General features: G+C 71.3%; 12 protein-coding genes. 7 read left to right on the top strand and 5 right to left on the bottom strand.

The genetic code is table 11. The annotated features are described in order from the left end of the window. Nucleotides 1-28 precede the first annotated feature (28 nt). From ACGFNN_RS06065 to ACGFNN_RS06050, 4 genes are all read right to left on the bottom strand, one after another. Nucleotides 29-3124 (bottom strand): HEAT repeat domain-containing protein, encoded by a 3096-nt coding sequence (locus ACGFNN_RS06065; protein WP_393553412.1) that lies wholly within the window; start codon nt 3122-3124, stop codon nt 29-31. Next, nucleotides 3088-4506, bottom strand: coding sequence for a hypothetical protein (locus ACGFNN_RS06060; RefSeq protein ID WP_393553410.1), 1419 nt, complete (start codon nt 4504-4506; stop codon nt 3088-3090). Before ACGFNN_RS06060 ends, ACGFNN_RS06065 begins: the two co-directional genes overlap by 37 nt. 132 nt (nt 4507-4638) lie before the next feature. Beyond that, complete coding sequence (locus ACGFNN_RS06055; RefSeq protein WP_393553409.1) at nt 4639-5319, bottom strand: class F sortase; 681 nt, start codon at nt 5317-5319, stop codon at nt 4639-4641. 210 nt (nt 5320-5529) lie between these two features. Then, nucleotides 5530-6234 carry a hypothetical protein gene (locus ACGFNN_RS06050; RefSeq protein WP_393553407.1) on the bottom strand — a complete coding sequence of 235 codons (705 nt, stop codon included), beginning with the start codon at nt 6232-6234 and terminating at the stop codon, nt 5530-5532. 426 nt (nt 6235-6660) lie between these two features. Between ACGFNN_RS06050 and ACGFNN_RS06045 the strand changes: the two genes are divergently transcribed. The 7 genes from ACGFNN_RS06045 (at nt 6661) to ACGFNN_RS06015 (ending at nt 16827) form a co-directional block, all read left to right on the top strand. Then, nucleotides 6661-7875: an ROK family protein gene (locus tag ACGFNN_RS06045; protein ID WP_393553405.1), complete on the top strand. Its 1215-nt coding sequence runs from the start codon at nt 6661-6663 to the stop codon at nt 7873-7875. Next, on the top strand, nt 7872-8699 hold the full coding sequence (locus ACGFNN_RS06040) for an ABC transporter permease (protein ID WP_393553403.1): 828 nt from the start codon (nt 7872-7874) through the stop codon (nt 8697-8699). Before ACGFNN_RS06045 ends, ACGFNN_RS06040 begins: the two co-directional genes overlap by 4 nt. Next, complete coding sequence (locus ACGFNN_RS06035) at nt 8696-9475, top strand: ABC transporter ATP-binding protein (RefSeq protein ID WP_393553401.1); 780 nt, start codon at nt 8696-8698, stop codon at nt 9473-9475. Before ACGFNN_RS06040 ends, ACGFNN_RS06035 begins: the two co-directional genes overlap by 4 nt. Nucleotides 9476-9551: 76 nt before the next feature. Continuing rightward, nucleotides 9552-10535, top strand: a complete 984-nt coding sequence (locus ACGFNN_RS06030) for an aliphatic sulfonate ABC transporter substrate-binding protein (protein WP_393553399.1) — start codon at nt 9552-9554, stop codon at nt 10533-10535. Then, nucleotides 10532-12043 (top strand): sulfatase-like hydrolase/transferase, encoded by a 1512-nt coding sequence (locus ACGFNN_RS06025; RefSeq protein WP_393553397.1) that lies wholly within the window; start codon nt 10532-10534, stop codon nt 12041-12043. The genes ACGFNN_RS06030 and ACGFNN_RS06025 overlap by 4 nt, the downstream gene beginning before the upstream one ends. After that, nucleotides 12040-14400, top strand: coding sequence for a family 43 glycosylhydrolase (locus ACGFNN_RS06020; protein WP_393553395.1), 2361 nt, complete (start codon nt 12040-12042; stop codon nt 14398-14400). Before ACGFNN_RS06025 ends, ACGFNN_RS06020 begins: the two co-directional genes overlap by 4 nt. A 246-nt stretch (nt 14401-14646) precedes the next feature. Next, the gene (locus tag ACGFNN_RS06015) at nt 14647-16827 is read left to right on the top strand and encodes a discoidin domain-containing protein (protein ID WP_393553393.1); all 2181 of its coding nucleotides are present in this window, start codon (nt 14647-14649) and stop codon (nt 16825-16827) included. An 87-nt stretch (nt 16828-16914) separates the two neighbouring features. On the opposite strand, the gene ACGFNN_RS06010 is transcribed toward ACGFNN_RS06015, so the two are convergent. After that, complete coding sequence (locus ACGFNN_RS06010) at nt 16915-18534, bottom strand: FAD-dependent monooxygenase (protein WP_393553391.1); 1620 nt, start codon at nt 18532-18534, stop codon at nt 16915-16917. Nucleotides 18535-18546: the final 12 nt, after the last annotated feature.

Genomic DNA, 18546 nt, shown 5'->3' with positions numbered 1-18546 from the left:
CCGTGTTCGGCCCGCCGCTGTCCTCCGGTCACCCGGCCATGCGCTCCAGGACCCCTGTGTAGCGGGAGCGCCTGTCCGGACGCGCGCGCCCGGCGGCACGGCGCAGTGCGGGAACCGCCGCGTCGCCTACGCCCAGCAGGCCTTCGGCGGCCTCCTCCCGCACGGCCGGGTGACTGTGTTCGAGCAAGGCGACCAGTGTGGGAAGGGCGGGCTCCCAGGCCGCGCGGCAGAGCGTTCTGATCGCCATGCGCACGATGTCCGGCTGCGGATCGTCCAGCAGCGTGGTGGTGTGGGCCAGGTGGGAGCGCCGGTCCAGCATGGCGCGCGAGGTCCGGTGGGCGTGCAGCCTGATCCTCGGCCTGGGGTGCGTCAGCAGGGCGGCGATCACCTCCCCCAGTGCGGGGTCCCGATCGGGTTCCCGGCCGTCGTGCTCCTCCGCAAGTCGGGACAGCGCCCTGCGTATCTGTTCCGGTCCGCCGGTACGCGCCAGTCGCAGCAGTTCCGCACGTCCCGGCCGCAGCGTCCTGGCGGGTACGGAGTCGGTCGCGAGGTAGGCGGGGGCCGGTGTTCCGCCCGGGAGCAGCGTGTCCGCGAGGTCATGGCGCCCCTCCGTCCGCAGGCGCTCGCGGATCCGCCTCATCCGCGGGGAGTCGTACGGGCCCCTGCCCGCGAGAAGGTCGAGGAATCCCCAGGCACCCGCGTCCAGCCGGTCGCCGAGATGTTCGGCGAGTACGTCCACGGGCACCGAGCGCAGAGCGTGGCCGGCTTCCGTACGCAGGTCCGCCGGGCCGTGCTCCCACCAGTCCAGCAGCAGGGGGACGAACCCCACGAGCTCCCAGGGCGCCAGCCGCCGTGCGAGGCCGGCGACCCTCAGCGCCTGGGTCCCGGGGCTGCGGAGATCCGCCGGGTCGGATGTCGCGAGCGTCCGTACGGCGCCTTCCCCCGACCGGTCGATGCGCCCCCGGAGGTAGGCGTCGAGGACCGCCCGTGCCGCCTCCGGTTCCGGCCAGGACGCGAGCTCTCCGGCCGCCGCCTCTCGACGCGCCCGGTCCGATGCCTCCAACGCCACCAGCAACTCCGCACGCCGCGCGGCGGAGCGCGGGAGGTCGGCACCGGGGGTGCGGACGGTCTCCGCGGCGGGGCCGGACGTCTCGCCCAGGTTCCACGGCGGGACTCCGAGCGGCTGAAGTTCCGTCATCCAGTCGACGAGGAAGTCCCGGACCTCGTCACTGCCGGCTTCGGGATGGGCGGCCATGAGGGCGGACAGCCGCCGGCGTGAACCGGGCGGGCGGTGCTCGTGGTACCGAAGTCGTTCCAGCGCGCGGACGTCGCCCAGGGCGGAGTTCAACGCGGCCCGCCATGGCTCGGCGCGGCTGTCCCCGGCGGGCGGGCCTGGCGAGCCGAATGCCTCAGTCAGGACCTCGGCGCAGGCCTGCCGGGCGTCAGGGGCGTACCGCGCGGCCCTGAGGGCGCGGTCCAGATCGGCTCGCACCCGCACCACCCCGCAGGCCTTCAGTACCCGCAGCCCTCTCACGGCGGGCGGGGGTGACATGCCCCGTACCGCGGCGGCGACGGCGGTGCGCTCGGTGCCGGGCAGCCGGGGCGCCACGGCCTCGAGCAGGCGCAGAAGCGCCGGGTGGTACTCCTCCCGGCAGTCGAGACACCGTGTCAGAGTGCGCGCCGACCCGGCGAACAGGTCGAGCTCGAAGGGCTGCCAGGGTGCGGGGTACAGCTGGAGCAGAAGGCCCAGCACGCTGTCCCTGGCGGCTTCCGGCGCCGTCCTCGCCAGCCGCAGCCAGTCCGGAAGCATCGGCCGAAGCGCCGACAGACGGGCAGGTCGCAGAGCTGACGGGTCGTCCGCGAGACGGAGTGCGGTCCGGTCACTCCATCCGACGTCCACGAGAGCGGCGGCGCAGGCCTCCGCGTCCTCTGCGAACGCGTGCCCCGCGGACACCGCGATCCCGTACTCGCCCGAAAGCTCCGCGAGGTCGGCGATGCGCCCAGCACCGAGACGGATCCGCCCGTCGGCGATCAGGACGAGCAGATCCCGGACGAGGGGCCAACCCTGATCGGCCAGGGCGAGAACCGTGCGGGCGGTCAGACTGCCGTCCAGCGCCCGCAGCAACAGCGCGCGCTCACGGGGATCCTGACGGTGTACGGCAGCGGCCAGGACCGTGGCGGTGCGCGCCTCACCGAGGATCGCGCCCAGGGCGGCCACCATCCCGGCGCGGAGCCCGGGGTTGTCGTGCCGGCCGAGACCACGCAGCAGGCCGGGCACCTCCGCCGGTGTCCCCGCGCTCTCCAGGACCGAGGCCGCCGTCTTCCTGATGTTCATGTTGGGGTGGTCGAGAAGAGCGGTGACCGCCGGGCAGGCCCAGCTGGCTTCCGCGCGGCCGAGGGCCAGCAGAGCCTGCCGGACGGTCCGGATGTCGTCGGCCCGTGTCAGGGGGATCAGCGAGGCGGAGAGCGTCCGCGCGTCCACGCCCGAGCCGCCGGAGGCCAGGAGCGAGATGACCTGCTTGCGCACCTGCGGGTCCCGGTCGCGCAGCAGTCGGTGGATCCGGTGACGGATCCGCGCGGACGGCGCGTGCCGCAGCGTTTCGAGGAGGACGGCCCGTCGGCGTGAGGGCACGCCTACGGCCTCCACCAGGCCGAGTATCGTCCAGGCCAGCAGCGCGTCCCCCGCCTCACTGGCGTCGCCCACGTCGAGCAGGCATACGGGCCTGATCGCGCGGCGCTCGTACAGCCGGGCTCCCAGTCCGCGTACGGCGTCGACGACTTCCTCGGGAAGGGTGGGCTCCCGGGCGGCGTCCGGCCCGGGAACCCGCGCTGTTTCGACCGTCTCCCACGAGGTGGCCGCCTCTTCCGCGGCACGGGACAGCAGAGCGGTGACGACGGGCAGGACCGACGCGGTGCCGAGCGCGGCGAACGCGCGCACGCCCGCCGCCGGGTCCGCGTGTTCTGCGCTCGCGGTCAGCAGGGCGATCTCCCGCTCGTCCGGGTCCCCGAGCCCGGCCGCGACGGCCGGCGGCAGATCCATGGGGTCGACGCGGGCGAGGATATGGCGTCGGAGACCGGGGTCGGTGTTCAGCCGCCACAGGAGTTCCAGGGCCTCCCTTCGCACGGGGCGATCATGCTTCCGTCGGTCTCCGGGCCGAGTGCCGCGGTCAGCGCTTCGACCGTGCGGTCCCCGCCGATCGCTTCGAGGGTGCGCAGAGCTGCCGCCGGCACCGTGGGCAGGAGGGCGAGCACCGCCTCCTCCGCCTCCTCGTGGCGGAGTTCGCGCAGGGCGTCGAGGAAGGGCACGGGCAGCCGGGCGGACGGGAGGAGGCGGGTGATGGCCTGCCCGACGGGCAGATCCCCCGCGCCCTGTGCGGCCAGGGCTACGAGCAGTGCGAGCCTCCGGGGCATGGACGGGGCGTCGGCGGGTGCGTCGACGAGGACGCCCAGGGTCGTGCGGCGGACGGTGTAGAGGATCGTCGCGACGGTGACCGGATCGATGGAGTGGTCGTCCAGCGCGAGAGCGACGACGGCCGGGGCGTGCGACGCGCCGGGGAAGTGCCCTCTCCGGTGGAGCCCTTGGAGACAGGTCATCAGGGGTCCGCCGAGGAGCAGCGGATCCCGGGTGGCGAGGTCGAGGAGAGCGCCGATGTCGCTGCGTCCCGCCAGACCGGCGAGGAGTTCCAGCGCCCGTCGGCGCACGGCCGGTGGTACGGCCGTGTCGGCCGCCGCTTCCCGCAGCAGCGCGGCGTGACCGTGCCGTGCCGCCGTGGCGAGCGCTTGGACCGCCAGCGGGGCGGGCCGGGAGGGCGCGAGGTACGGGGCGAGACATGTGGCAGGCAGTGGGTCCGACGCCGCCCAGGGTTCGGCCAGTTCCTCCAGAGCAGCTGACGCGGCGAGCGTGTCGGTGCCGTCGGGGGCGTCGAGAAGTCCGGACAGACGGGCACGGGCCCGATCGGGCGCGAGAGTGCCCGCCCGCAGACTCTGCCGGATCAGCCTGACGGCTTCCCGCCGCAGGAAGGGAACTCCGGTCCCGGCGAGCAGAGTCACGAGCCGGTCCGGACGCGCTGCGCTGCCTCCGTCGATACCCCGCACGGCCTGGTAGAGGAGTTCACCGGGGTGCTCCTCCTCCAACACCGAGGGATGGGTGAGGATTTCAGCGGTCAGCCAGGCGATCCTCACCTGTTCCGGCATCCGGACCCCACGCCACCGGGCGAGTCGCTTGCGCGGGAGGTGGCTGCCCAGCCGCTGGTGGAGCCTCGCCAGGAGGAGGGACTCGTCCGGCGACTCCGGGATCGCGCTGGGCAGCAGGCCCGCGAGGCGGGCCTCCTCGGCGCGGGACAGCAGGGGTCCGTTCGCCCGCTCGGCGAGCAGGGTGAGGCCCCGGTGGCGCGTACGGGGGTCCGGGTCCGCCACGAGTGCCCCGATCCCGGAGACCGGGCAGACCTCTTCCGGACCGTCCTCGGGCCGCCGGGGTGTCCTCGTACGGGAGGGGGTGCTGGTCACCGTCGGATGGTAGACAGGCGTGGGAGGGCCGGGCGAGCGGATTCCTGCCCGGGTGGCCCGGGCCACTGCCGTGACGCACGCAGGCTCTCACCCGTACGTCACGGGTGAGAGCCTGTCGAACGGGGCGCCGCGTCAGGACTTGCTGACCGAGGCCAGGTGCCCGAAGACGACCACGTTGTCCTCGTAGTCCTTCTTCTTCTTGTCGTAGACACCACCGCAGGTGATCAGCCGCAGCTGGGCGGTGCCGTTGTCCTCGTACACACGCTCACTGGGGAAGTCCGCCTTGCTGAACGTCTCGACGGAGTCGACCTTGAAGGTGGCGACGGCACCGTCCTCGCGGGTGATGTCGACGGTGTTGCCCGCCTTGAGGGTGCTGAGCAGCAGGAACACCGCGGGTCCCGTCTTGGTGTCGACGTGCCCCGCGACGACGGAGGTACCGCGTTCACCCGGGGTGGCGCCGTCCTTGAACCATCCGACCAGGTTGGGATCGCTCGCCGGCGGGGCGTCGAGCTGTCCCGTGGGGCCGATCGAGAGCGGTGTGAAGGGCGCGTCCACCGCGATCGACTTGATGCGGATCCGCTCCGGATCCGACGCGGGAAGGCCGGGGTCGGTCGTCGGCGCGGGTGCCGACCGGGACGGGGCGGGGGCCGCGGGGAGAGTCACCACGGAGGGGGCCGGGGGGACTCCGGCCGACGCGTCGAAGGAGTTGTAGACGAGGAGGAAGCCCAGCCCCACCGCCGCGACGGGCCACAGCAGGGAACGGCCGAGGGCAGGGGAGGCGGGGGCTGATTCGGACGGCTGCGGGGCGGCCATGCGCATGCTGCCTTTCGCGTACGGGCTGGACGTGCGGGGTGAGGGGGCCACGGTCGGGGGCTCGACGTGCAAAGGTGCCACGGCCGACGGCTGGACGTGCGGGCTGAGGGGACCACGGCCGACGGCGTGGCCGGACGGGAAAATCGGCGCGGCCACCGCCCTGGAGGGGGCGGCGGCCACGACAGGATTCGTTCAGCGGAACGCGGACCGTCAGACGGCCGCGGTGCCCGAGGCGTTGCGGCGGCGCAGCTTGTAGGCCGCGGCGCCGAGGCCGCCGAGCATCAGCACCGAACCGGCGGCGAGGCCGCTGCCGGACAGGGCCATGGCGCCGCCACCGGTGTGGACACCGCCTTCCGGCTTCTCGTGCTTCCAGGTCTTCTCGCCGTCGCCACTGCCGGAGCCGGACTCCTTGTCCTTCTCCCAGTCGTCGGACGACACGCCGGCCAGCGCGCCGCCACCGGCGTGCACACCGCCCTCGGGCTTCTCGTGCTTCCACGAGTCCGGCTTCTCACGGTCGTCGTTGCTGCCGGACTCCTTGTCCCCCTTCTTCTCCCAGTCGTCGGACGACACACCGGCCAGCGCGCCGCCACCGGCGTGCACACCGCCTTCCGGCTTCTCGTGCTTCCACGAGTCCGGCTTCTCACGGTCGTCGTTGCTGCCGGACTCCTTGTCCCCCTTCTTCTCCCAGTCGTCGGACGACACACCGGCCAGCGCGCCGCCACCGGCGTGCACACCGCCCTCGGGCTTCTCGTGCTTCCACGAGTCCGGCTTCTCACGGTCGTCGTTCCTGCCGGCGGAGGAGCCGCTGTCCTTCTCCCACTCGTCCGCCGAGGTCACGGCGTATGCGGCGGGGACGGAGACCGCGAGGACCGCCGTGACGGCAGCCGATGCGAACAGGGTGCGGGCAGAGCGCATGGATACACAGTCCTTTCGCCACTCCCGCGCCGGCCGGCTGGTTGCCGGCTCTTCGAATCACGGGGGCGACGTGATCCACCGTCAGTCGGATTCCGGAAGCGCACCACTCGGGGAGGCCGCATTCGGGGGACGCCGTGGGCCCATCGTGTGACAGGGCGCCAGATGTCACCCGTTGGAGGGCACGCCACGCCGTGCGGAGGTTTGAGCAAAAACGATCAAGGGTGTAGAGGATCCGAATCGCGCGCGGCGGCACCCGCTGCCGGCCGGCCCCTCGGCCCTCGCTCCCCGCACCCGCTCTTGTCCTCGGCAGGCTGACGGCCCGTCCGGATTCCCGGCCTCCACGGCCCTCGGCGGGTCCGGTCCCCTCGGCGTTGCGGCAACATGAATATTTTTCCGGGTCATTGACGAAAAAATCGCGCGGTCAGCATGCTGGGCGCCATGCACTCACACGGTGGACCTCTCTCGCGGTTGAGGCGCGGGCACGAGGAACGCGTACTCGGTCTGCTGCGCCGTCACGGGCCGCAGAGCCGGGCCGAGCTCGGACGCCAGGCAGGCCTGTCGCGCACCACGCTGTACGACATAGTCGGGACCCTCGTCGCGAGTGGGGCGGTCGTGGTGGCGGCCGCCGATCCCGGGCCGCGAAAGCGTGGGCGTCCGGTCGAGCACCTCACCCTGAACCCCGCTGCCGGACAGGCCGTCGGGATCGATTTCGCGCGCCGCGCCGTGCACGTCGCGGCAGCCAACGTCGCCCACGAGGTGATCGGTTCGGCGAGCCGTCCCCATCCGCCGGGACTGTCGTGGGAGAGGCGGGTGGAGCTGGCGGAGCGGCTGGTGGCGTCGCTGGCCGGCGGCACCCTGCGGCTGTCCTCGCTCGGCACGACAGGTGCGGTCGGGGTCGGGGTCGTCGGGCCGGTGCGTACGGCCGGGGACGCCCACGAGGAGCCGCTCGCGGCCCTGGCTGCACTGCTGAGCAAACGATTCGGCGCACCGGTCCTGCTGGACAACAACACGCGCCTGGCCGCCCTCGCGGAATCCACCTGGGGAGCGGCCGCCTCGAGCCAGGACGTGCTGTATCTGCGGCTCTCGCACGGCGTGGGCGGCGGGCTGGTCGTCAACGGTTCGCTCCACCGGGGCGCCGACGGCCTGGCGGGCGAGCTCGGGCACATCACGGCTGATCCCGGAGGCGGCCCCTGCGAGTGCGGGGGCAAGGGGTGCCTGGAGACGATCGCCTCGATCGGCCCCGTGCTCGCCTCGTTCCGGGCGCTGGGGGGCCGGGCGGACGACGTACCGACCCTTCTGCGGGCGGTCGGCAACGGGGACCGGGCCGCACTGGAGGTGCTCCGGACCGCGGGCATCCGGACGGGCACGGTGCTCGCCGGGGTGGTCAACGCCGTGGGCCCGGGCGTGATCGTCATCGGGGGCGAGCTGGCGCGGGCGGGGGAAGCCCTGTTCGCCGCCGTGCACGAGGCCCTCGACGCGCACGTGATGCCACTGGCCCGCGGCAGGCTGACCCTGCTGCCCGCCGGGCTCGGCGAGGCCGGGGGCGCGCTCGGCGGAGTCGCCCTGGCCCTCCATGAATCCCCTCTGCTCGCCCGCTACCCGGATCCGGGCGGCGACGACCTTCCCGAGGACGCCCTATGAGTTCCACGGAGACACCTCCGAAGCGGTTCGCTCCGGTGAAGGACCCCGCGCCCCCTCCCCGTGCCTCCCGCCGCCGGGGCCGCGTCCCCACGCCCGCACTGAACCTGATCGCGCTCGTGGCCGGGATCGGCCTGTGGGCGTGGGTGGCTTCACTCGGGGTGCAGGCACTGCCGGGCCCGGTCGCTGTGGCGGGCCGGGCGGCCGATCTGATCGCGGACGGCACGCTGGCCGACGACGCCCTGGCCAGCCTGCGGCGCGTACTGACCGGGTTCGCGCTGGGCACCGCCCTGGCCGTGCCCGTGGGCTTCCTGATGGGCTGGTACCCGGTGGCGCGAGGGCTGCTGGAGCCCTACGTCCAGTTCTTCCGCACCGTCCCGCCACTGGCCATGATCCCCCTGGCGATCGTGCTCCTGGGCATCGGTGAGCTCCCCAAGATATTCGTGATCTTCCTGGCCGCATTCCTGTCGAGTGTGGTGGCGGCCTTCCAGGGCGTCGTCGGGGTCGAGCGGACGCTGATCGACGCCGCGCGGGTGCTGGGCGCACGTGACGGAACGATCTTCCTGAAGGTGGTCGTCCCCGCCTCGGCGCCGTTCATCCTCGTGGGCATGCGGATCGGGCTGGGGTCCGCCTGGGGAACGCTCGTCGCCGCCGAGCTGATCGCCGCTCAGGAAGGGCTCGGCTTCCGGATGCAGAACGCCCAGCTCTACTACGACCTGCCCACCATCTTCGTGGGCCTGATCACCATCGGCCTGCTGGGCCTGGTCATGGACCGGCTGCTGCTGCTCGCCGAACGCCGCCTCACCCGTTGGCAGGAGACCCGATGAACGCCAAGATCTCCTTCCGGAAGGTGTCACGGACCTTTCCGTTGCGGAAGACCGCCTTCACCGCCCTGGACCAGGTGTCGCTCGACATCGACGACGAGGAGTTCGTCACCGTCGTCGGCCCGTCCGGGTGCGGCAAGAGCACGCTCCTCAACCTCGCCGCCGGGCTCGCCGTACCGACCTCGGGCGAGGTCCTGGTCGACGGCCGGCCCGTCACCGGCCCCGGGCCGGACCGCGGAGTGATCTTCCAGCAGTACGCGCTGTTCCCCTGGCTGACCGTGCGCGGCAACGTCGAGTTCGGTCTGAAGCTGGCCTCGGTGCCCGCCCCCGAGCGGAGGCTGCGGGCGGACCGCGCCATCGCCCTGGTCGGTCTGACCGACTTCGCCGATGCCCTGCCGAAGACGCTGTCCGGCGGGATGAAGCAGCGCTGCGCGATCGCCAGGGCGTACGCGGTCGATCCGCAGGTGCTCCTGATGGACGAGCCGTTCGGCGCGCTGGACGCGCTGACCCGGGTCCAGATGCAGGACCAGCTCCTGGAGACCTGGAGCCGGGACCGCCGCACGGTCCTGTTCGTCACCCATGACGTGGACGAGGCGGTGTACCTCGCCCGTCGCGTCGTGGTGATGGCCGCGCGGCCGGGCCGGATCCACTCGGTCGTCGATGTGGACCTGCCCTATCCGCGTACCGAGGCCATGCGCCTCTCCCCCGAATTCGCCCGGATCCGCAATTCCGTGTGGACCGCGGTCTACCACCAGGCCCCGGCCGCGCCGGCCGCCTGAACCACCTCACTCCGAATCCCCGTCCCGAACACCGTTTCCGAACACCGTTTCCGAACCCCATGAAGGAATCTGCGTCATGCGTCTACCTCAACGCGCCCTGACGGCGGCCGTCGCCGTGTCGGCGCTGGCACTCTCCGTCACCGGATGCTCGGGCGACTCGTCCTCCGACGGCGGATCGACCGTCCGCTTCGGGTACATCAGCGACTACAACGGAGCGAGTCTGCTGGCCGTTGCCGACAGGCAGGGCCTGTGGAAGGAACAGGGCCTGAGCCCGCAGTACAAGACGTTCACCAACGGTCCGCTGCAGATCCAGGCCCTCGGCTCGGGCAACCTCGACTTCGGCTACATCGGCCCCGGTGCGATGTGGCTGCCCGCGTCCGGCAAGGCCAAGGTCGTCGCGATCAACACGCTCGCCCGCGCCGACCGGGTCATAGCGCAGCCCGGCATCACCTCCATCGAAGGGCTCAAGGGGAAGAAGGTCGGCGTGCCCGAGGGCACGTCCGGTGCCATGGCACTGAATCTCGCGCTGCAGAGGGCCGGAATGACGGAGAAGGACATCCAGAAGGTGCCGATGGACCCGTCCACGGTGGTCTCCGCCTTCGTCTCCGGGCAGATCGACGGGGCGGGTCTCTGGTACCCGCTGATCGACACGATCAAGGCGAAGAAGCCGGGACTGAAGGAGGTCGCCAGTACGGCCGACTTCAAGGACCGGGCCTTCCCCACCGCCTTCGTCTCGCCGGCCAGGAGCGACGACGCCCTGAACGCCAAGGTCGTCAAGGTCCTGCAGAAGGCCAACGACTGGCGCGCCGCCCACCCCGACGAGGCGATCGACGCGGCCGCGGCACTGCTGAAGGTCGACCGGGCCAAGGTGGCGGCCGACGCCGCGAACGTCGAGACGCTGTCGACGGCCGATCTGGTCGCCAGGACCGAGGACGGGACCGTGGACGGGTGGCTGGACGGGCTGGGTGCCTTCTTCGAGGACACGGGTCAGCTCGAGAAGGCTCCCCCGGCCGCCACCTACTACGAGGGTGACCTCTACACGAAGGCGTACAAGAAGTGAACCTGCTGTTCCTGATGACCGATCAGCACCGGGTGGACACCCTGGGCTGTTACGGCAACCCGCACGTCGCCACACCGAACCTCGACAGGCTGGCGGCCACCGGCACGCGCTTCGACCGCTTCTACACACCGACCGCGATCTGCACCCCGGCACGGGCAAGCCTGCTCACCGGGCAGGCGCCCTTCCGGCACCGGCTGCTCGCCAACTACGAGCGGAACGTCGGTTATCTGGAGGATCTCCGGGAGGACGCCTTCACCTTCCCCTCCGCCCTGGCCGAGCAGGGCTACCGGCTGGGGCTCATCGGGAAGTGGCACGGGGGCACCCACCGCAACGCGGCCTCGTACGGATTCGAGGGTCCGGACCTGCCCGGCTGGCACAACCCCGTCGACCATCCCGACTACCTGGCGTATCTCGACGAGAACGGGCTTCCCCCGTACCGCATCTCCGAACCGGTACGCGGCACCGCCCCGGGCGGGAATCCCGGGAACCTGCTGGCGGCGCGGCTGCACCAGCCGGTGGAGGCGACCTTCGAGTACTACCTCGCCACCCGCGCCATCGAGCACCTGGAGCGCTACGCGGCGGGCGAGGAGCCGTTCTTCCTGGCCACGCACTTCTTCGGGCCGCATCTTCCGTACCTGCTGCCGGACTCCTACTTCGACCTCTACGATCCGGAACTCGTCGAGCTTCCCCCCTCGGTCGCGGAGACCTTCGAGGGCAAACCCCCGGTGCAGCGCAACTACAGCGCGCACTGGGCCTTCGACACCATCCCCATCGAGACGACCCGCAAGCTGATCGCGGCCTACTGGGGCTATGTGACGCTGATCGACGAGCAGATCGGGCGCATCCTCACCCGGCTGGACGAGCTGGGGCTGAGCGGGAACACCTCGGTCCTCTTCACCGCGGACCACGGGGAGTTCACCGGCGCGCACCGGCTGCACGACAAGGGACCGGCCATGTACGAGGACATCTACCGCATCCCCGGCATCATCCGGATCCCGGGGGCGGCCCCGCAGGTGAGGGACGAGCTGACCTGTCTCACCGACTGCACCGCCACACTGCTCGAACTGGCAGGCTGCGATCCCTCCCCCGCCGTCGACAGCCGCAGCCTGGTCCCGCTGGTGCGCGGTGAGCGGCCCCGATGGCCTCAGGAACTGGTCGCCGAGTTCCACGGCCATCACTTCCCTTACCCGCAGCGCATGATCCGTGACGACCGCTACAAACTCGTCGTCAATCCTGAGTCGGTGAACGAGCTGTACGACCTGGTGGCGGACCCGCACGAGCTCAGCAACCGGTACACCCATCCGGAGTTCGGAGAGGTCCGCGGCCGGATGATGCGCCGGCTCTACACCCTGTTGCGCGACCGCGGCGACAACTTCTACCACTGGATGACCTCGATGTACGACATCGGTTCCTCCGACCACGACCCGAGCCTCAGCGCCTTCGAGGCCGACGACACGACCTGGACCGCGCCCGCGGATCCGGCCGGAACCCTCACGGAGACCTCATGAGACGCACCCTGGGGAAGGTCCGGCTCCCCTCCCTCCACCGCTGGGCTGCCGGAGCCGTCGCCCTGCTCGGTCTGTTCACTCTCGCGACCGTCCCGTCGCACGGAGCTCCGGTCCGCCCGGAAGCCGCGGCGACGTACACGAATCCGGTCTCCACCGGGGCCGTCGATACCTTCCCCGATCCCGCGATGATCCGGGGCAAGGACGGTCTCTGGTACGCCTACGGGACACAGAATCCCGTCATGCAGAGCAAGGGCGAGGACTGCGAACGCATCCTGCCGATCCTTCGCTCGGCGGACATGGTGACCTGGGAGTACGCCGGAGAGGTCTTCACACCCGCGAACAAGCCCGCCTGGCACCAGGGTTCGCGGCTGTGGGCCCCGGATGTGCGCTACGCCTCGGGCCTCTACCACCTCTACTACTCGGTTCCGGGCCGCAACACCGTCGGTCTGGCCACCTCCGCCACCCCGACCGGCCCGTGGACCGACCGCGGGTCCGTGCTGCCGTCGCCGAGCGGATGCCCCACGGGCAACATCGACCAGGCCCAGTTCACGGACACGGACGGCACGCCCTATCTGTACTGGGGCAGTTACGACACGATCTGCGTCGCCCGGCTGAACGCGGATCTCACCCGGACCGAGGGCGAGGTCACCCAGGTCGCCCGGGGCCGCAGGGTCGAGGGCGGCTTCGTGGTCCGGCGCGGCGCCTACTACTACCTCTTCTATTCCGACGCGGGCTGCTGCGACGGCGCGTACAGCGGCTACCAGGTGAAGGTGGGCAGGTCCACCAGCCCCACCGGCCCGTTCACCGACGACGAGGGCACCGGCCTCATGGATCTCACCAGCAAGGCCGGTGTGGTGGCCGGAGCCGGTGGCAACCGGTGGATCGGCCCGGGCCACAACTCCCTGCAGACCGATCTGTCCGGCCAGGACTGGCTCGTGTACCACGGTATCCCCGCCGAGTCCCCCGACCTCGCGCCCGCCTCGAACGGCACCCTGAAGCTGACCCGCCGTCCCATGCTCGTCGACCGCCTCGACTGGATCGACGGCTGGCCGGTCGTACGGGCGGGAGCCGGACCCTCGGACGGACCTGTGACCGCGCCGGTGACCGCCCCCGCGGTGGGCGGGACGTTCGAGGACGGCGGACTCGCGGGGTGGCGCGCCGAGGGCGGAACCGCAGCTGGGTGGAAGGCGGGGAACGACCCGGATTCGCATACGTACGCGGCTCACTCCGGCGGCGGGAACGTTCCCTCGTACCTCCTCGCCGAGGGGCGGGTCCCCTCCGGCCTCCGTGCGGAGGCCGACCTGCGGGTGACGTCGCCGGACGGCGCCGCCGGGCTCACCGTCGCCCACCGCGACCGGGACAACCGGATCGTCGCCTGGCTCGACCGCGCCCGGGGCGCACTGGTCACCGACGTACGGGTGGGCGGCAGGAGCCGGGGCGAGCAGCTCACGGCGTTGCCGGCCGCCTTCTCCTGGGACACCTGGAACAACGTGTCCGTGGAGCTGCGCGGGACGCGTCTGACGGTCGAGGTGAGCGGTGACCGGCTCCGCGACCCGGTGGCCGTGCAGTCCCGCGTCGTTCCGGCCGCCGCGGTACACCAGGGCGCGGTGGGCGCCGCCGCGCGGGGAGCGGGTGCGGCGGACAACGTGGGCGCCACCGCCCTGTACCGCCCGGTGACGAAACGGGTCACCACCGGCGGACCCGGGGACCTGCTGCCCGCCCACAGCGACGAGTTCGACGGTCCGGCGGTCCCGGGGACGACGTCCGGCTCCCCGTGGTCATGGGTGAGAGGGTCGTCCGCCGGGGTCACGATGTCCGGTGGAGCGCTCTCCTGGCCGACCCAGGACGCCGAGTTGCACCTGGGGAACAACACGGCGTCCGTACTCCTCCGGGACGCGCCGAAGGGTGATTTCACGGTCGAGACGAAGCTGCGGTTCGCACCGGACAAGGCGGCCCAGCAGGCCGGTCTGGTGCTGTACGAGAACGACGACCGCTTCTTCAAGCTCGTCCATTCCGTCCTGCCGCTCACCAACGGCGACGGAGCGCTGCTCGACGTCAGCGAATTCGGCAAGGAGGGCGAGCGCCCCACGACCACCCCGCCGACAGCCGTCGCGAACGCCCCGATGTTCGGCGGCCCGACGTCCGGCACCATGTGGCTGCGCCTCGCGTACCACCGGGACACCGAGCACGGGGAGCACGAGGTACGCGCGTCCACCAGCCGCGACGGTGCCCACTGGTCGACGGGAAGCGTCTGGACCCTCCCGGTCGAGGGAGAGCTGAGGATCGGCCTGGTCTCGCACAACCGGTCCGGCGTGACGGCCGACTTCGACTACGTGCGGACGTACGGAGCGCGGTGAACCGGTCCGACAGTTCCTGAATCCGTCACCCGTCCCATCTCACGCACCGTCACCTTCCCGATCCGCAGAGGGGGCAGCACCCAGGACTCGCCGTCAGTTCTTGTCGCCAACAGGCCCTGATACATCTCCTGTTGCACATCTCTTGACGCGTTCGCAACAAGGGTGAAGTATCTCGCACAGCCGGAGAGAGCGCTCTCTCCGGCTGTGCGTGTCGTGTACCCGCCCCCACGGCTCAGGAGACCCCAGATGTACGCACCTCCGAACCTCCGCAGACCCCTTGCCGCCCCGGCCACGAGACGCGGCGGCGTGTTCGCCGTCGTCGCGGGACTGGTCCTCTCCCTGCTCGCCCTCATTCCCCAGACCTCCGCGAGCGCCGCGCCCTCGCTGCTCTCCCAAGGGAAGGCGGTCACCGCCTCCAGCCAGGAGAACGGCGGCACCCCCGCCACCGCGGCGGTGGACGGAGACAACGGAACCCGCTGGTCCAGCGCCTTCTCCGACCCTCAGTGGATCAAGATCGACCTCGGCTCCGCCGCCTCGGTGAGCCAGATCGTGCTGCGCTGGGAGGCGGCCTACTCCACGGGCTACCGGATCGAGTTCTCCTCGGACAACAGCACCTGGAGCACCGCCTACTCCACCACCACCGGCCCCGGCGGCACAGAGACCCTGAACCTCTCTGGCACCGCACGCTACGTCCGGCTCACCGGCACCGCCCGGGCCACCGGGTACGGTCACTCCCTCTGGGAGTTCCAGGTGTTCGGAACGACCGGTGGGGGCGACCCGCAGATCCCCGGCGGCGGTGACCTCGGACCCAACGTCCTGGTCTTCGACCCCTCGACGCCCGACATCCAGGGCAAGGTCGACCAGATCTTCAAGCAGCAGGAGTCCGCGCAGTTCGGCAACGGCCGCTACGCGCTGATGTTCAAGCCGGGCACCTACAACAACATCAACGCCCAGATCGGCTTCTACACCTCCATCGCGGGTCTCGGCCTCAAGCCGGACGACACCACCTTCAACGGCGATGTCACCGTGGACGCCGGCTGGTTCAACGGCAACGCCACCCAGAACTTCTGGCGCTCCGCCGAGAACCTCGCCCTCAACCCCGTCAGCGGCACCAACCGCTGGGCCGTCTCCCAGGCCGCCCCCTTCCGCCGCATGCACGTCAAGGGCGGCCTCAACCTCGCCCCGAACGGCTACGGCTGGGCCAGCGGCGGCTACATCGCCGACAGCAAGATCGACGGCCAGGTCGGCCCCTACTCCCAGCAGCAGTGGTACACCCGCGACAGCTCCATCGGCAGCTGGGGCAACGGCGTCTGGAACATGACCTTCTCCGGCGTCGAGGGCGCACCCGCCCAGAGCTTCCCCGAGCCCCCCTACACCACCCTCAACAACACCCCGGTCTCCCGCGAGAAGCCCTTCCTCTACCTCGACGGCAACGCCTACAAGGTCTTCGTCCCCGCCAAGCGCACCAACGCCCGCGGCGTCTCCTGGAACGGCACCCCGCAGGGCGAGTCCATCCCCCTGAGCCAGTTCTACGTGGTCAAGCCCGGCGCCACCGCGCAGACCATCAACGCCGCGGTACGCCAGGGGCTGCACCTGCTCTTCACCCCGGGCATCTACCACGTGAACGAGCCGATCGAGATCAACCGCGCGAACACCGTGGCCCTCGGACTCGGCCTCGCCACGATCATCCCGGACAACGGGGTGACCGCGATCAAGGTCGGCGACGTCGACGGCGTCAAGCTCGCCGGACTCCTCGTCGACGCCGGAACACAGAATTCCCAGGTCCTCGTCCAGGTGGGTCCGGAGGGCGCCTCGGCGGACCACGCGGCCAACCCGACCAGCCTCCAGGACGTGTTCGTCCGGGTCGGAGGCGCCGGAGCCGGCAAGGCGACCACCGGCATGGTGGTCAACAGTGACGACACGATCATCGACCACACCTGGCTGTGGCGCGCCGACCACGGCGACGGCGTCGGCTGGGAGACGAACCGCTCCGACTACGGCCTCCGGGTCAACGGTGACGACGTACTGGCCACCGGACTGTTCGTCGAGCACTTCAACAAGTACGACGTGCAGTGGTACGGCGAGAACGGGAAGACGATCTTCTTCCAGAACGAGAAGGCCTACGACGCCCCCAACCAGGCCGCCATCCAGAACGGCGACATCAAGGGGTACGCCGCCTACAAGGTGGGTGACAACGTCACCACCCACGAGGGCTGGGGCATGGGCAGCTACTGCTACTTCAACGTCGACCCGACCATCCGTCAGCAGCACGGGTTCCAGGCTCCGGTGAAGCCCGGAGTCAAGTTCCACGACCTGCTCGTCGTCTCCCTCGGCGGACAGGGACAGTACGACCACGTCATCAACAACACCGGATCGCCCACATCCGGTACTTCGACCGTCCCGTCCCAGGTGGTCTCCTTTCCCTGAGCCGGGATGAGATGAGCACGATCGGCTCATCGGAAGGCGTGGGGCCCGGCAGATCTCTGATTCAGGGGGTCGTCGCCGGGCCCCACGTCATGTCCCGTACAGCGTGCGCAGGTGGGCCGCGGGCTCCGGCCCGTCTGCCGGGACGCCCCGGAAGCCGAGGTAGCCGTCGGGCCGGACCAGCACCGCCTCGCCTCCCCGGGCCCCGTACGCCAGACGGAACTCGCCGAGGCTGTCCCGGACGGCCGGCAGGTACGGCACCGGCGCGCGCAGCGCGGGGGCGAGGATTACGCATGTGTTCAGCGAGCCGGGTGCGGCCAAGGCGGCGTCGGCCGCGACCTCGTCGAACGACGGGATCTGGTCCTCACGGTCGGCGTAGAGCAGCAGGGTGTGCTCGCGCTCCCTGAGCAGGCCGAACAGCCTGACGGGGAAGGTCCCCACAGCATGGACGAGGCCTCCGCAGTCCGGCGCCCGGTCACCCGGTTCCGGGCCCTCGTGCGGGGAGCCGCCGGGCCGCACGAGCGGGCTGCCCCGGTACCCGAGCAGGAGCTGTGCCTCACGGAGGATCAGCGTCCCCGGGTCCTCCGGATCGCTCTGGACTCCCCCTCGCGCGTGACGCACGGTCCGCGCGACCACCTCCTCGCCGATGGGGCGGCGTTCGGCGTCGTAGCTGTCCAGGAGTCCCGCGCCGGCTCGGCCCCGCACCGCCGCAGCGAGCTTCCACCCCAGGTTGAACGCGTCCTGGACACCGGTGTTCATCCCCTGGGCGCCCGTGGGGGGATGGATGTGGGCGGAGTCCCCGGCCAGGAAGACCCTTCCGCGGCCGTAGCTGCCCACGATGCGGTGACTGACGCGGAAGACGGAGGACCAGCGAAGCGTCGACGCTCTGACAGGGCGGGGTGCGAGACGGTCGAGGACCGCCTGAATGTGTTCGAGACCGGGCACCCGTCCGCGTGAGTCGCTCAGGCCATGGACCACACCGTCCTCACCACCGGCCGCCGCCCGGAGTTCGGGCGGGGCCGCCATCGACATCCGGTAGCGGTTCTCGCCGGGCAGCGGGATGCACACCAGGAGGTCGTCCGGCTGCCCGTCGGCGCGGCGCGAGGCCCGGATCGCGTAGCCCCGGGGAAGGTCCCAGTCGACCTCGACGTCTCCCAGCATGTACTCCTCGGGAAGCGCCGCGCCTTCGAAGGCGAGCCCGAGCCCTTTGCGCACCGCGCTGTGCGCGCCGTCGCACCCCACGAGGTAGCGGGCCGTGACCTCCTCGGTGCCGCCTTCCGGCGGGCGCAGGACGACGCCCACCTCGGTGGGGTCCTGGGTGAAGGAGACGAGTTCGGTGCCGCGTTCGACCTGGCCTCCCCGGCGCGTCAGGAGGTCTTCCAGCAGCCGCTCGGTCTCGTACTGCGGAAGGGCCGCGAATCCGTAGGGGAACCCGGGCGGCAGCGCGAGGTCGATCCGGGGGCCCTCCTCGCCGTCGGCGTAGAGCAGTTGTCCCTTCAGGGGGACGGCTGCCTCCAACGCCTCGCGGACCATTCCCATGCGGTCCCAGATCTCGAGGGTCCGGGGCTGGACACCCACGGCACGCGCGTAGGGGAGGCGGGCGGGCAGGCGGTCGACGACCCTGCACGACACGCCACGCCGACGGAGTTCCGTCGCCAGTGTCAGGCCCACCGGGCCTGCTCCCGCGACCAGTACGTCCACATCAGCCACGGGTACCTCCCA

Origin of the sequence: Streptomyces sp. NPDC048590, from assembly GCF_043199535.1 — a bacterium.
In the GTDB taxonomy this organism is placed as follows: Bacteria; Actinomycetota; Actinomycetes; order Streptomycetales; family Streptomycetaceae; genus Streptomyces.
Note: the sequence above shows the minus strand (reverse complement) of the source record. Positions and strands in the feature narration are given on the sequence as shown.

Coding starts and splice junctions, on each gene's coding strand:
- ACGFNN_RS06055 (WP_393553409.1), bottom strand. CDS start 5,319: ATGGCCGCCCCGCAGCCGTCCGAATCAGCCCCCGCCTCCCCTGCCCTC.
- ACGFNN_RS06050 (WP_393553407.1), bottom strand. CDS start 6,234: ATGCGCTCTGCCCGCACCCTGTTCGCATCGGCTGCCGTCACGGCGGTC.
- ACGFNN_RS06045 (WP_393553405.1), top strand. CDS start 6,661: ATGCTGGGCGCCATGCACTCACACGGTGGACCTCTCTCGCGGTTGAGG.
- ACGFNN_RS06040 (WP_393553403.1), top strand. CDS start 7,872: ATGAGTTCCACGGAGACACCTCCGAAGCGGTTCGCTCCGGTGAAGGAC.
- ACGFNN_RS06035 (WP_393553401.1), top strand. CDS start 8,696: ATGAACGCCAAGATCTCCTTCCGGAAGGTGTCACGGACCTTTCCGTTG.
- ACGFNN_RS06030 (WP_393553399.1), top strand. CDS start 9,552: ATGCGTCTACCTCAACGCGCCCTGACGGCGGCCGTCGCCGTGTCGGCG.
- ACGFNN_RS06020 (WP_393553395.1), top strand. CDS start 12,040: ATGAGACGCACCCTGGGGAAGGTCCGGCTCCCCTCCCTCCACCGCTGG.
- ACGFNN_RS06015 (WP_393553393.1), top strand. CDS start 14,647: ATGTACGCACCTCCGAACCTCCGCAGACCCCTTGCCGCCCCGGCCACG.